At 60.1% G+C, this 14,643-nt stretch carries 10 protein-coding genes and 1 pseudogene; 7 read left to right on the plus strand and 4 right to left on the minus strand.

The window, feature by feature from the left end:
* Window positions 1–7: 7 nt before the first annotated feature.
* The 7 genes and pseudogenes from GLL_RS05105 to GLL_RS05140 all read left to right on the plus strand — a co-directional run bounded on the left by GLL_RS05105 (window position 8) and on the right by GLL_RS05140 (window position 8,757).
* A complete protein-coding gene (locus GLL_RS05105; RefSeq protein ID WP_011140985.1) occupies window positions 8–1,162 on the plus strand; it encodes a substrate-binding domain-containing protein in 1,155 nt (384 codons plus the stop codon).
* Between the two features lie 165 nt (window positions 1,163–1,327).
* Complete coding sequence (locus tag GLL_RS05110; RefSeq protein WP_164928646.1) at window positions 1,328–2,920, plus strand: FG-GAP-like repeat-containing protein; 1,593 nt, start codon at window positions 1,328–1,330, stop codon at window positions 2,918–2,920.
* Between the two features lie 131 nt (window positions 2,921–3,051).
* Window positions 3,052–3,675: pseudogene (locus GLL_RS23130) on the plus strand (transposase).
* Window positions 3,676–3,837: 162 nt separating this feature from the next.
* Entirely contained in the window at window positions 3,838–4,527 is a 690-nt protein-coding gene (locus tag GLL_RS05125; protein ID WP_011140988.1) for an esterase/lipase family protein, read from the plus strand.
* A 134-nt stretch (window positions 4,528–4,661) separates the two neighbouring features.
* Window positions 4,662–5,624 carry a 30S ribosomal protein S1 gene (locus tag GLL_RS05130; RefSeq protein ID WP_011140989.1) on the plus strand — a complete coding sequence of 321 codons (963 nt, stop codon included), beginning with the start codon at window positions 4,662–4,664 and terminating at the stop codon, window positions 5,622–5,624.
* Window positions 5,625–5,727: 103 nt separating this feature from the next.
* Entirely contained in the window at window positions 5,728–7,446 is a 1,719-nt protein-coding gene (ribBA, locus tag GLL_RS05135; protein WP_011140990.1) for a bifunctional 3,4-dihydroxy-2-butanone-4-phosphate synthase/GTP cyclohydrolase II, read from the plus strand.
* Window positions 7,447–8,070: 624 nt separating this feature from the next.
* Window positions 8,071–8,757 (plus strand): cyclin-dependent kinase inhibitor 3 family protein, encoded by a 687-nt coding sequence (locus GLL_RS05140; RefSeq protein ID WP_164928648.1) that lies wholly within the window; start codon window positions 8,071–8,073, stop codon window positions 8,755–8,757.
* 162 nt (window positions 8,758–8,919) lie between these two features.
* Here the strand turns inward: GLL_RS05140 and GLL_RS05145 are convergent, their stop codons facing one another.
* The 4 genes from GLL_RS05145 to GLL_RS05160 form a co-directional block, all read right to left on the minus strand.
* A complete protein-coding gene (locus tag GLL_RS05145) occupies window positions 8,920–9,774 on the minus strand; it encodes a flavin monoamine oxidase family protein (protein ID WP_164928649.1) in 855 nt (284 codons plus the stop codon).
* Window positions 9,775–9,892: 118 nt separating this feature from the next.
* Window positions 9,893–10,504, minus strand: a complete 612-nt coding sequence (locus tag GLL_RS05150) for a histidine phosphatase family protein (protein WP_164928650.1) — start codon at window positions 10,502–10,504, stop codon at window positions 9,893–9,895.
* A 303-nt stretch (window positions 10,505–10,807) separates the two neighbouring features.
* Window positions 10,808–11,413: a tyrosine-type recombinase/integrase gene (locus GLL_RS05155; RefSeq protein WP_164928651.1), complete on the minus strand. Its 606-nt coding sequence runs from the start codon at window positions 11,411–11,413 to the stop codon at window positions 10,808–10,810.
* A 241-nt stretch (window positions 11,414–11,654) separates the two neighbouring features.
* Window positions 11,655–14,525, minus strand: a complete 2,871-nt coding sequence (locus GLL_RS05160; RefSeq protein WP_231848398.1) for an FG-GAP repeat domain-containing protein — start codon at window positions 14,523–14,525, stop codon at window positions 11,655–11,657.
* Window positions 14,526–14,643 lie beyond the last annotated feature (118 nt).

Raw genomic sequence — 14,643 nt, forward strand, 5'->3', positions numbered from 1 at the left:
TCCTGCCATGGTTCGCGACCTCACCTACGTCACCTGCCCCAAGTGCGGCCACGACCGCAACCCCAACACCGCCACCAACTGCGAAATTTGCGGCCAGCGCCTCAAAGGCGGCGGCATCCCCCCCATCGCCTGGATCGCCCTGGCGGTGCTGCTGTTGGGCGGGGCCGGGTACTACTTCTGGCAAAATCGCCCCGGCGAGGCCCCGGCCCCGGTGGCTTCCACCCCGGCGCCGCCCGCTTCCACTGCGCCCGCCCAACCGGCCACCACCCCCGGCCTGGAGCAGGTCAAATCGCCTTTTGTGAAGCTTTTCGCCACGATGGCCGAAGTCGAGAATGTCCCGAGCGGGCTGTTCAACTACGGCGGCTCGACCACTTTTGCCCCCTTGCGCTCCCGCACGGTCCTGGGTGCAATTGCCCAGGCTCATCCCAATTTCAAATTGCGCTACGCGGAGCCCGTGAGCGGCAAACCCGGCTCCGGCACCGGCATCGCCATGCTGATCGCGGGCGAGATGAGCTTTGCCCAGTCCTCGCGGGCGGTCAAATCCAAAGAGTACGCCGCGGCCAAAGAGCGGGGCATTGCCCTGGAGCAGGTACCGGTGGCTATCGACGGGCTCGCCTTTTTCGTCAATCCGGCCAACTCGGTAGCTGGGCTCTCGGTCGATCAGATCGTGGGCCTTTTTACCGGCAAGATCACCAACTGGAAGCAGGTGGGCGGACCGGACCGGCCGGTGGTTCCCTTTAGCCGCAATTTGCAGGCGGGGGGCACAGTCGACTATTTCAACGAAGAAGTGCTGGGCGGCGCCGGGCTCGGCAAAGTCGTGCGCGAGACGCGCGACACCACCGACGCACTGCGCAAAGTCGCCGCCACCCCCGGCGGCGTCGGCTACGCCACCGCTTCTGAAGTGATCGGCCAGCGCTCGGTGCGGCCCGTTCCCCTGGCGCGCTCCAACTCCCGCGAGTACGTGGCGCCTTTCGCCGAAGACAGCCAGGTCAACCGCACCGCCTTTCGCGACGGCACCTACCCGGTCACCCGGCGCTTATTCGTGGTCATCCGCCGCGACGGCAGGCTCGATGAGCAGGCCGGGGCTGCCTACGCCAACCTGCTGCTTTCCGGCGAGGGCCAGCAATTGGTGGAGAAGTCCGGATTCGTGGCTATCCGTTAGAGCTGATCGATCTTCGAAATACTGCTTTTTCTCCTGGCGTCGGCTACTGTAAGGCGTGACCTTGCCAACGAAAGCGAGAAATAAGAAATGGAAACAACGGTACTGTCGCTGTGGACTCGTGATCGAAAGGTTCCCCGGTGTGCGCCGCGCCGTTGGCGGGGGTGGTTGAGCTTCTCGTTGGGGGTGTGGTGGTGCGTGGTTTCCCTGGCGCCAGTAGGGGCGCAGGCACTGCTGAGGGCGGTGGAGACCCCGGTGGGTGGGGGCCTGGGTTTTGTCATCAACGGCAGCAACAACTACGATCGCTCCGGCACTTCTGTCAGCGGGGCGGGGGACGTCAACGGCGACGGGCTGGATGATGTGATTGTCGGGGCTTCCAGTGCCTCCCCGGACGGACGGTACGCAGCCGGTCGCAGCTACGTGGTCTTCGGCAAGCGGGGCGGCCAACCAGCCGAATTGTCCACCCTTGAAAATGGCACGAGCCGGGACGGCTTTGTCATCAACGGCAGCAATAACTACGATGGCTCCGGGTATTCTGTCGACGGGGCGGGAGACGTCAACGGCGACGGGCTGGATGATGTGATTGTCGGGGCTCCCGGTGCCGACCCGGACAGTCGGTACGCAGCTGGCCGCAGCTACGTGGTCTTCGGCAAGCGGGGCGGCCAACCGGTCGAGTTGGCCACCCTCGAAAGCGGCACGAGTCGCAACGGCTTTGTGATTAACGGCAGCAATGACTACGATAGCGCCGGCATTGCTGTCAGCGGAGTGGGGGACGTCAACGGCGACGGGCTGGATGATGTGATTGTCGGGGCTCCCGGTGCCGACCCGGACAGTCGGTACGCAGCTGGCCGCAGCTACGTGGTCTTCGGCAAGCGGGGCGGCCAACCGGTCGAGTTGGCCACCCTCGAAAGCGGCACGAGTCGCAACGGCTTTGTGATTAACGGCAGCATTGAAAACTTTCTCTCCGGCGTTGCTGTCAGCGGGGCGGGGGACGTCAACGGCGACGGACTCGATGACCTGATCGTCGGGACCGACCCGGACGGTCGGTACAATACCGAACACAGCTACGTGGTGTTCGGCAAGCGCAACGGCAGACCTGTGGAGTTGTCGGCGCTCGAAAGCGGCAACAGCCGGACGGGCTTTGTCATCAATGGCATTTACTTTGCTGAATCCGGCGAATCTGTGGGCGGAGCGGGGGACGTCAACGGCGACGGATTGGACGATGTGATCGTCGGGGCTCCCGTTGCCACCCCGCCTGATGGCTACTTTTCTGGCCAAAGCTACGTAGTGTTCGGCAAGCGCAACAGCCAACCGGTCGAACTGACAGACATCGGAAGAGGCACCGGTCGGGACGGCTTTGTCATCAACGGCAGCAATGACTACGATAGCGCCGGCCGATCTGTGGGCGGAGCGGGGGACGTCAACGGCGACGGATTGGACGATGTGCTCGTCTATGCTCCCTTTGCCTACCCGTACGGTCGCAGCTATGTGGTCTTTGGTAAGCGCAGTACCCAACCGGTTGAATTGTCCACACTGGAAAGTGGCACCGGCCGCGACGGCTTTGTCATCAACGGTAGCAACAACTCTTTCAGCGGGGCAGAGGACGTCAACGGCGACGGCCTGGATGATGTGATTGTCGGGGTTTCCAGTGCCTCCCCGGACGGACGGTACGCAGCCGGCCGCAGCTACGTCGTGTTTGGCAAGCGCAACAGCCAACCGGTCGAACTGGCGGACTTGGAAGCCGCCGGGCAACTCCCTTGAATAGGGAAAGTTGACGGATAGGAGTGCGTTTGTCCATGAATTGCCGCCATGAACAACCCTCTCAGTTAGAGCAGGTGCCAGGTGTGAGGAGAATGGGCCTGTAGGCCGAGGATTCTCGACCCGGGTTCAAGATACAGGTCGAGCGTGCCGTTTTTGCGACAGTACCTAAGCCTTTTGAGGTTCGTCAAGCCGTGAGGGAAGTCAGCATTGATATGTGGGGCGGCTTCACAAAAGTGGTGCAGCAAGTATTTTCCAAAGCCGTGATCGTCTACGACCGTTTCCATGGGACGCGGATGGTGGTCGAGGCGGTGAAGAAGATTGCTAAACAGTGCGGCTTTAGAAAGTGCAAAGAGCAAGCCTGCCTACTCAAAAACGGGGTGGATTTAAGTATCGAAGAGCAGGAGGAGTTAGAAACACGCCTGAAGAGCAGCTGGCGGCTGCGCAAAGCCTATGCATACAAAGAAGAGTTCCGTTCGATTTAAGAGACAAGCCGAACGATGGAGGAAGGTCAGCAGCGATTGGAAGTGTGGCTGTTAAAAGTTTGGAAGGTATATGGGCGGGTAGTGCAAACAATAACGGAGCACTTCGAGGGGATATGCAACTACTTCTTAAGCCGTTCAAGTAGCGGAGTGATGGAGGGGATCAACAACCGTATTAAGCTAATTAAGCGTCAGGGCTACGGCTTCACGAATTTCAGGAATCTGCGATTACGGTTGCTCGCTTGCTTTGCCAAGAAAGGTTGCGCCTCACCTTAAACTCAGGAGAGCCCCCTCCAGCAGATCGTCGCCCACAAACACCAACTGCGCCACATCGACAAGATGCTGAGCATGAACAATACCCAACCGCCCGGGGTATTTTGGCAGGGGTGAGCACCGGCCGTCTGCGTTCCATAATGATTAAGAAGTGCGCCGCAAGCGATGGAAACCAATCTCCCGACAATCATTTTGCCCGGCTATTTCGGTTCCGCCGGGGAGTACGCCCAACTGGCCCGCGACATCGAGAAGGCGGGTTTTCCGGCTTCGGTGGTGCCCATTCAGTGGTACGGGTGGCTCCCCACCCTCGGGGATCGGCCGATGACGCCGGTGCTGAAGCTGCTCAAAGAAAGTATCGACCGGGCTCTGGAACGCCATGCCGCCGGCCGGGTCAATCTGGTGGGCCACTCGGCGGGAGGCTGGATCGCCCGGCTGCTGTTGGGTGACAAGGAGTACGGGCGGCGCACCTGGAACTATCGAGACCGGGTGGCAAGCCTGATCACCCTGGGCACACCCCACTTGAGCAAAGAAAAATACACCGTCAAGAATATGGGTTTTGTCAATTCCACCTACCCGGGGGCGTTCTACGGCGACGCGGTGCGCTACGTGTGCGTGGCGGGCAAAGCCGTCTACGGCGAGCGCGGCTCGTTCTGGCAGAATTTCACCTACCAAAGCTACGAACTGACCATCGGTCGGGGCGATTGCTGGGGCGACGGGATTACCCCGGTGGAGGCCGCTCACCTCGAAGGGGCCACCAATTTGACCCTGGAGGGGGTCTTTCACTCTCCAAGGGGCGGGCGCTACTGGTACGGATCGGCGGAGCCGCTGCGCGCCTGGATGCCGTATCTTATCTGAAGCCGGGCGGATCAAAAGCCCGCTTGCTTTGTGGCGTCCGGTTGTCTACACTGGGTAGGTATTGTCGGTTTTGACAAACCGGCTTTTTCTTTGTCGCTGCGCATCTTACAGATCCCGGAGGAACGTCGATTTTGATGGAACTTGGCACCCCAGCCCCCACTGCAACGGACATCGGCTTTACCCGCGAAGACTTCGAACGGTTGCTCTCCCAGTACGACTACCGCTTTAATCCCGGCGACATCGTCAAAGGCACGGTGTTCAGTCTGGAGCCCCGGGGGGCGCTCATCGACATCGGCGCCAAGACCGCCGCTTACCTGCCTTTGCAGGAGATGTCCATCAACCGCGTCGACGACCCGACCGAGGTGCTGGGAGAAGGGGACACCCTCGACTTTTTCATCCTCTCCGACGAGAACGAAGAGGGCCAGCTTACCCTCTCCATCCGCCGCATCGAGTACATGAAGGCCTGGGAGCGGGTGCGCAAGCTCCAGACCGAAGACCAGACCGTGCGTGCGAAGATCTTCGCGGTCAACCGCGGCGGGGCGTTGGTGCGCATCGAGGGCCTGCGCGGGTTCATCCCGGGTTCGCACTTGTCCACGCGCGAACCGAAAGAAGAGCTGATCGGCGAAGAGCTGCCTTTGAAGTTCCTCGAAGTGGACGAGGAGCGCAACCGCCTGGTGCTCTCGCACCGCCGGGCTCTGGTGGAACGCCGCATGAACAAGCTGGAAGCAGGTCAGGTGGTGATCGGTCGGGTGCGGGGGATCAAGCCCTACGGCGCCTTCATCGACATCGGCGGGGTGTCGGGTCTGTTGCACATCAGCGAGATTTCCCACGACCACATCGAGACGCCGCACTCGGTGTTCAACGTCGGGGACGAGGTGAAGGTGATGGTGATCGACCTCGACGCCGAGCGCGGTCGCATTTCGCTTTCGACCAAGCAGCTGGAGGAAACCCCTGGAGCCATGACCCAGGACAAGCAGGCGGTCTTCGACAATGCCGAAGTGATGGCCGAAAAATACCGCGCCCGCATGGCGGCGGAGGCGGCCGGCAGCGAACCAGTCGAGGAGTTTGACGAAGCGGTGGTCGCCGCCATCGACTGATCCGTGCGCTTCTGTCGGCCGGAACGCGCCATGTTCGTCCCAACGCTCCCGTTCGCGGGAGCGTTTTTGGTATCAATGAAGTGATCTACTAGGAGAGAAGAGCGTGGCCACTGGTTTTCACTCCGTTCCCGAGATCCTGGACGAATTGCGCGCCGGCCGGGCGGTGGTGGTCGTCGACGACGAGAACCGCGAGAACGAAGGCGATCTCATCTGTGCCGCCCAGTTCGCCTCCCCCGAAATGATCAACTTCATGGCCACCCACGCCCGGGGCCTCATTTGCCTGGCGATGACCGCCGAGCGGCTCGACCAGTTGCAGTTGCCGCTGATGGTGAGCGAAAACACCGACCGCAACCAGACGGCTTTTACCGTGAGCATCGACGCCGGCCCCCACCTGGGGGTGAGCACCGGCATCTCCGCCGCCGACCGGGCCAAGACCATCCAGGCGGCCATCGATTCGCGCACCCGTGCAGGCGACCTGACCCGCCCCGGCCACATCTTTCCGATCCGCGCCCGCGAGGGAGGCGTGCTGAAGCGCGCCGGTCACACCGAGGCGGCGGTCGATCTGGCGCGCATGGCGGGGCTGTATCCGGCCGGGGTGATCTGCGAAATCCAGAACCCCGACGGTTCGATGTCGCGCCTGCCGGAACTGCTCCAGTACGCCCGCACCTTCAACCTCAAGATTGTCACCATCGCCGAAATTATCGCCTACCGGCTGCAGAACGAACGCTTCATCAAGCGCGAGACGGTGGCGATGCTGCCTACCGCCTTCGGCAAATTCGAGATTTTTGCCTACCGCGACACCCTCGACGGCAAGGAACACGTCGCCCTGGTGCGCCGTCCACCCGCGGGCTCGGGCCTTTTTGACGGGGCGCCGCCTTTTGCCGGCAGCGAGGAGCCGGTACTGGTGCGCGTCCACTCCGAATGCCTGACCGGCGACACCTTCGGCTCGCTGCGCTGCGACTGCCGCCAGCAGTTGCAGGCTGCCCTCAAGATGATCGACCACCACGGCCAGGGTGTGGTCGTCTATCTGCGCCAGGAGGGCCGCGGCATCGGGCTGATCAACAAGCTCAAAGCTTACGCCTTACAAGATATGGGCCTCGACACGGTCGAAGCGAACGAGCGGCTGGGGTTTGCCGCCGATCTGCGCAGCTATGGCGTCGGCGCCCAGATCCTCAACGACCTGGGGGTGCACCGCATGAAATTGATCACCAACAATCCGCGCAAGATCGCGGGCCTGAGCGGCTATAACCTCGAAGTGGTGGACCGCGTGCCCCTCATCATCGAAGAGACCGACTACAACTCCACCTACCTCAACACCAAAGCCCAGAAGCTCGGGCACCTGCTGCCGGGGGTGCGGCTTTTGACGCTGGGGGTGCTCTGGCGTCGGGCGACTATGCAGCCCTACGACCCGGAGCGCTCCAATCAAGTCGAACTGCTGCGCGAACTGTTTGGTCAGCAGGATCTGCTCATCCAGGAGGAGCGCCGCCCGGTGGCGAGCGCCGTCTTTGGGCCGGACGCCGTCGTGGTGCACATCGGGCTCCCTTCTGCGGGCAACAAGAGCCCCAACGCTTGGTATACCGACCCGACGAGTGCTTGCCGCCGGGCGATCTTGGCCGCTTTGGAGGAACTTGTGCAGAACAACCCACCGCAAGTGCTGCAATTTTTGGTCAGCTCCGGAGCTGATCCGCTCAATCACCTCAGCGAACGCCTTCAGCATCGCGAAGAAGATCTAGCATCCCTGCCGGATGCCATCAAAGGACCGCTCTCCCCCGAGACTGTCTACATCTTCAAAGCCGACGCCACCCAACCACCCACCTCCTGAGCAGCCGGGCCATCTTCCTGAGATGCGCCGTAGGACACCGATGACGAATAGCTGAATCTCAGCCTCAATCACAAAAAATAGCTACTATTCAAGCGAGACGTGCAGTCTCCGGGCATTCGGCAAAGCCCATCAGCCGTTGCGGCCGGGGTTCACCTACCGACTCGGGTGCGACGGTTTTGGCGAGCGGCAGGGCGAATAGTTCAATCAAGCCGTCCGTTGGGCAAGATTCCCATAACAAAGTCAAGGTACAGTGCCACTCCGTCGAACGACCGCAGTGCGGGCACAAAGTCGCGAGTTGCAACTTCTGCAGGTGACTGGCCATGGCTTCTTCTCGATAAGACAATCTCCATGCTCCTGCCCGGAAACTGGGCGTACCTCTACCGGATGGGAGATCTCCAGAGCCCAGCGGGGCATTCGTATCATCATCATTATGTGCGTGCTGCTTCTTTGCGCTTCAGTTTTGAAGCTGGGCGCCGTGCCTGCAAAGAATGCCTTCCATACTCATGTTCGGTGCAAACGCCAACTACTTTCTTGTAGTTGTAGTTGCTGCGAATCCGTCCCAGGGTTAACAACGGTCCTTCTTCTTGGGGCAGGTTTAAAATGCGTTGCAGAACTGGCAAAGGTATGGTCGATTTAGAGCTTGATCCTCCGGCACGCACTTCCGATACCGACCCGATCCGCGTCGATTTTTTGCCGGAGGGCGCCCTTGGGCTTGCCGGCCGCACCGGGATGTGTTTTGCTCCCGGTAAGCACTGCCTGGGCAAGTTCGCCCTCTGGCGGCGGGATCTTGAAAAGGACCTCGACCGCCTGCGCAGACATTACGGCTCCAACTGGCTGGTAACGCTGGTACAGGCGCACGAACTGGTCGAGTTGAAGATTCCTGATTTGCTGGAGCGGGCGCGGGCCTGGGGACTTACCAGCCGTTGGTTTCCGGTGCGCGACTACGGCATTCCGACTTCGATTGCGAGCACATTGATGCTCGTCGAAGACATCCTGATAGCTAACGGCCAGGGTAAAACCGTGGTCATCCACTGCAAAGGCGGTCTGGGGCGCACAGGACTGGTGGCCGCCTGCTGCTTGGTGGCGCGCGGTTACAGCCACAGCGAAGCCTTTGAGATCATTCGGCGCTCGCGCCCGGGCAGCATCGAGACCGCCGAGCAAGAAGCCTTCGCGCACAAGTTTGCACGCGCCTACACCGAGCTGATGGGTTTCGGCGCGTTGCCCCACCTGCACCCCCCCTTTCACCACGCCGCGGACGCGCGCGGTGAGTGGGTGAGCAGCCCACGCTACGGGCGCTCAGCACCCGGTTGACGGCGGTCTCCGCGTTGATAAAACCGAATGGGCAATAACTGCGAGCCCAGTTAGCGTTCGGGGAAAAATTCCTTTACCCATACCCATTTTGTAAAAGCCCTGGGTCCATTGATTTCGTGGATTAATAATTATGTGCAAAATCCGACGAATTGCACTCCCGACTTACCGTATCGCAGTGAGCACTTCGCGGGCAGCCCGTTCGCCGGATTCACAGGCGCCGTTCATGTAGCCTTGGGAGCTGAGGCTGGTGTGCTCCCCGGCGAAGTGGATACCGCCTACCGCCTCCGCCTCGCAACCGGCAATTTCGGTGTACTGGCCTGGGAGGTAACAGCTGTAGCTTGCCTGGATGAACGGGGCCTGGGGCCAGCCGTAGCGGGCGGCTTTGCCGGTGTACTGCGCGGCCAGGCCGACAAAGATCTGATCGAGATGTTCTACGAACGTCTCGGCCCGAACAGTGAGGGGTTTTGCCAGCAATGCCGCGCCCGCTTCTCCCCCCAGGTAGTTGGTCAGCAGTCCCGCACTGCCCGGCTGGCCGGTGCTCGCTTCCCAACTGAGCAAATAGCTGTCGCCCAGCGTCAGGCCGGTGTGTTTTTGCTTGCGCCACAGGCGCCGCTGAAAACCGGCGATGAGCTTGACGTTGGTGCCGTAGCCCAGTTCGGCGATCGCTCGGCGCTTGCGGGGGGGCAATTCCACCTGCAGCTCGACTCTGCGCAGCATTGTGAAGGGCAACGCCAGCACCACCCGGTCTGCCTGTATTTCCTGTACACCCCCGTTTTGGTGAACGACCAGACGGTAGCTGCCGTCGGTGTGGGCGCGGAGGGCCTCAAGGGTGCACCCGAAGGTAATGGGCCTGCGCAGGCGCGCGGCGATGGTCCGCGGCACACTGTCGCTTCCCTGGGCGATGCGGTAACGCTCATCCTCTTCCTCGTCTGCCATCCCAAAGAGCGAAAGCACGTTCAAGGCACTCAGCCGCTCCGGTTCAAGCCCAAATTCGCCCACGCACGAGTATGCCAGCAACGCACCACAAACTGGAGATTTTCTGACTCTTGCTAATCACCCAAAAAGGATCGCCGCGGCCAACAAAAGCCACACAGTTAAATTATTATGTGCATCATCTCTCTGCATCCTGCCCAGGTTATTTCGCACTCCACTGCGCCCAGGATTCGAACGGGATGCGGGCGACGGGCTTGAAGTCTTGTCCGCCGGCGGGTTCGAACACGACGATCTCGCCTTCTGCCACATCGGCAAATTCTTTACCGGCAACATCCTGCAGGTTGGGACGGTGCCCAACAATCAGCGTGTTGGTGCCCGCGGCGGGCTTGGTCGCAAGCAGTTTGCGCAGTTCAGCTGCCCGGCGGCGGGCTTCCAAGGGTGGTACATTTTGAGGCTCCGAGACGTCCAGTGACAGCTCCGCATTGGCAAAACCGGCCAGTTGGGCCGCTTCTGTGGCGCGGCTGTATTTACTGGAAATCACTTTTCCAATCGGAATCGACAGCGCCCGCATCGATTCGCCGGTCGCCTTGGCCTGGGAGCGGCCCTCTGCGGTCAATTGACGTTGGGCTTTGATGTTATCCAGATTCAAGGTGTCGGTATCGGCCTGGGCAGGATCGGTCTTCGGATGGCGCCAGAATAGAACGTATCCGCCTTTTTGCAGCGAGAGAACGATGGCTTTATCCTTTGGCGGCACGGTCGTCTGCGCGTCGCCGGTGCGCGCAAGGAGAGCCGCGGTCAGCAGACTGCCGAGCATAGCCACTGCACGCCTTCTTGGGGCTTTCATGGCAAATCCTGTGATGCATGTGAAATTGACCGGAGCGACGGGCAGAAGGTAGAGACTAAACAAGACGCTTCCGCCGTGGGAGCGATTCAAGCTTGGGAATGCCGCGTACGCCCGTCGTTTCCGGCTCTATCGTGCCTCGCTCCGCCACTTTGATCAAGCCATGGCTCTTAACCTATCCATTTGCCCTGGCGACCTGAAACAGGTACCCGCCCTCGGCCTCAAAAACCTGGGAGGCTGCAGTGCAGCAGTATAAACATTATGTGAAAACCGCGTCTACAATAGCTGAATGGCCGCCGAGACCTGCTCGTCGCTTACTTCGATATAGCGCTGCAGGGCGGCGAGGGAGCGGTGGCCTGAAATGCGTTGGATTGTGCGTAGGCCCACGCCGCTCGTGTGCAGGCGGGTGATGGCGGTGCGCCTGAGGCTGTGGGTGCTCGCTCCCTGGATGCGGCAAGCCTTGAAGGCGGCGCGAAAGGCATAATCGACCGTGCGGCGCAGCATCGCAGTACCCGGGGAGGTGCTCTCAAAAACGTAGACCCCCCCGGGGGCAAAACTCTCCAAACAGGCGCGCAGAGCGGGATGCACCGGAATCGAGCGCGTCGAGATGCCGCCTTTGGTGCTCGCGCGGCGAAAGGTAATCACCTCCTGCACGACGTAGCGCGGGCGGCTTTTTTTGCCGACGGTGCGCACCGACCCGGTTTCATCGAGTTCGTAGACATCGGCGGTGCGCAGCGAACAGGCTTCACTGACCCGGCAGCCGGTATAGAGCATCGCCTGAAAAAGGGCTTGGTATTTGGCGTCGATGAAACCTTTTTTGAGGACGGCCTGCACTTCCTTTTCGGAGAGCACCCGGGCTTGGCCGTGGCGGTTAATTTTCAAGCTTTCCTCTTTTTATCAAAATCGACGATTTCAGGATATCAGATCTGGCGCCGCTTCGTAAAACCCTTGCCCTGAGCCGATCGCAGCCTTCATTTCCCGAATGTGTAATTTCCGGAAGCTTACAAAACGCTATAAGATGCTCAGGATATAGATCTTAGCCGATTTAGATGTCTATCTTTGAGGTACCCAGGAGCATTACGAAGCACAGGTTCCCCCAGACACCTGAAACCTGCACTAAGGCTCAGCGCGGTCCACTGAGTTTCCAGTTGGGGTCACCGACCGAGGTGAGCGACATCGAACCGACAAAACTCGTCCCATTCATGATCCACACACTGTTTTGACCGGTTGTCCCGTTGCGCCAGAGGATGTCCGCTTTGCCGTCGCCGTTGTAGTCCCCGACTCCGCCCACCTGCCAATTCAGGTCGCCCACCAACGGCAGGGCCACCGAAGCGATAAAAGCCGTGCCGTTCATCCGCCAGAGGCTGTTTTGACCGCCCGCCGTATTGCGCCAGAGAATATCGACTTTGCCGTCTCTGCTGAAGTCTGCCACCGCGACGATCTGCCAGTTGCGGTCCGACACCGGGCTAATCAGCAAAGAAGCAACGTAGCTCGTACCGTTCATTTGCCAAACGGTGTTTTGGCCGGTGGTGCCGTTGCGCCACAGGATGTCCGGTTTGCTGTCGCCGTTAAAATCGCCCGTGCCGCCGATTTGCCAGGCCGCATCCCCCACCGCAGGCAGGGTGAGCGAAGAAACGAAGGCCGCCCCGTTCATCTGCCAGATGGAGTTGGCACCGGTGGCCTTGTTGCGCCAGAGAATATCGACTCTGCCGTCGCCGGTAAAATCGCTGGCCCCGCCGATTTGCCAGTTGGGGTCGGAGACGGGGTTGACGGCCAGCGAGCGGAGGAAAGTGGTGCTGCTCATCTGCCAGACGGTGTTTTGGCCGGTGGCGAAGTTGCGCCACAAGATGTCCGATTGGCCGTCGCCGGTGAAGTCTCCCGCCCGGTTAGTGATATTCAGAATCACCGAGGCGTTATCGGAAAAGAAGTTGGTTGTAGCTACATCGAGTCTGCCGTCCCCATCCAGGTCCGCAACAGTAACCGACTTGGGGTCGGCTCCGGTGGCGAAATTCACCGGAGCACCGAAGCCGCCGCTGCCGTTGCCCGTAAGCACCGAGACGCTTGCAGAATCGTAATTGGCAGTAACAACATCGAGATCGCCATCTTTGTCCATGTCCCCAAGTGACAGGGCATAGGGAAAGTCTGGAACTGGAATATAAACCGGGGTGGCCAAGGTGCCGCTGCCGTTATTTTTGAAAACCGAAAGGTCGCTGTAAAAGACGCTGGCAAAGACAGCATCGAGATCGCCGTCTTGATCGACATCGCCCAGGGCGACAAAATCGGCTCCGCCGCCAAAATTGACAGGAGCGGCGAAGCTGCCGGTGCCGTTGTTTTTGAGCAATGTTGCATTCTCATCATTGACGGTGACGACATCAAGGTCGCCATCTTTATCAACATCACCCAGGGCAAGGGAAACCGGACTGTCACCGGTAGCAAAACCGCCCGCAAAGGTAAAATTGCCGCCATTGTTGATAAAGATCGTGACGATGTCATTCAATTGATCGACAACCGCCACATCGAGATCGCCGTCCTTGTCGAGATCGCCCAGGGCAAGTCCTCGCGCGCCATCGGTCGCGGCAGTGACCGAGACGGCCGCTGCAAAATTGCCGCCGCCGGTGTTGATGAGCACCGAGATATTTTCCTGGGAGAGGCTGCTTGCAGTCACAATATCGAGATTGCCGTCGCCGTTTACGTCTCCCACTGCCACACCGATGGGGGCCTCGGCAACAGCAAAATCAACCGGCGCCGCAAAACTGCCGCCACCAACATTTTTCAGCACCGAAACGGTGTCACCGACCAGATTGGACACGATCAAGTCCCGATCGCCGTCGCCGTCGATGTCCGCAGCCGCAACCGAGCGTGCACCGTCGCCTGCGGCAAAGGCCGAGAAGGACACAAACGTTCCGCTGCCGGTGTTGTGGACCACTGTGACGTTGCTGCCGTCTAATTCGGTGAAAACGTCATCGTAATTGGCCGTGACAATGTCGAGATCGCTGTCGCGGTCCATGTCTGCCATGACGAGCGAATTCGGCCCGCTGCCGGCCGGTTGAAAGCGGGGCGCAGCGAAATTACCACCGCCGGTGTTGACGAGTACACCGATGTTGTCAAACGTGGAACTTGCCGTCACAATATCGAGGTCACCGTCGCGATCCACATCTCCCAATCCGACTGCATTAGGAGCAATGTTATTGGTAAGAATGGAGACCGGAACTGCGAAATTGCCGCCGCCGGTGTTCTTGAGCACCAGTACCTGCGGGTCGTCATCGACACTGAATAAATCAATAAAATTGCCCGTGACGATATCGAGATCGCCGTCCCCGTCCACATCTCCCAGCGCCAATGCGTAGGGAGCATTACTACCGGCAACCCCCGCAGTCACATTGACCGCAGCAGCAAAGCCGGCGAGACCATCGTTTTTGAGTAAAGAGAGATTTTCGGACTCCTCATTGGCGCAGACAATATCGAGGTCGCCGTCGTTGTCAATATCGCCAATCTTGACCACTTCGGGGTTGCTGCCCACAGCCAGATCGACGCGCGAACCAAAGCCGCCGCTGCCGTTGTTCTTGAGCACCGTGACCTTATCTTCGTAGCTACTGGCAGTGACCACATCGAGATCCCCGTCTTTGTCAAGATCTCCTAGGTCTACCGATACAGGCTCATCTCCCACCAAAAAGGCGGTAGGAGAGCCGAATCCACCGCTGCCGTTGTTTTTGAGCACCGAAATTTGCGGGGAGTCAAATGTGTTGGTGACCACAGCATCGAGGTCGCCGTCACTGTCTATATCTCCCAGGGCAATCGCATCGACGATTTCCCCGGCGGGAAAATTGCTCGGGGCACCAAAAGTTCCGGTGCCGTTGTTTTTGAGTACCGAAATACTGTCGGCAACGGAGTTGGCTGTGACCACATCGAGATCGCCGTCCTTGTCGATATCGCCCACCGCTGCTGCCACTGTCGGCGCTTGGGCCAGAAAAGAACGCGGAGCAGCCAGTTCCACCTGTGCAGCTGCCGGGACTGCCGTCAGCCACACAGATAAAGCCAGGGTAAGCCACCGCTGGCGCAGTACTCTAGCTGGCGAACCATGGGTTTGCCCACAGTCTTTTTGGACGATTCCA

This window comes from Gloeobacter violaceus PCC 7421 (assembly GCF_000011385.1).
GTDB classification, from domain to species: Bacteria; Cyanobacteriota; Cyanobacteriia; order Gloeobacterales; family Gloeobacteraceae; genus Gloeobacter; species Gloeobacter violaceus.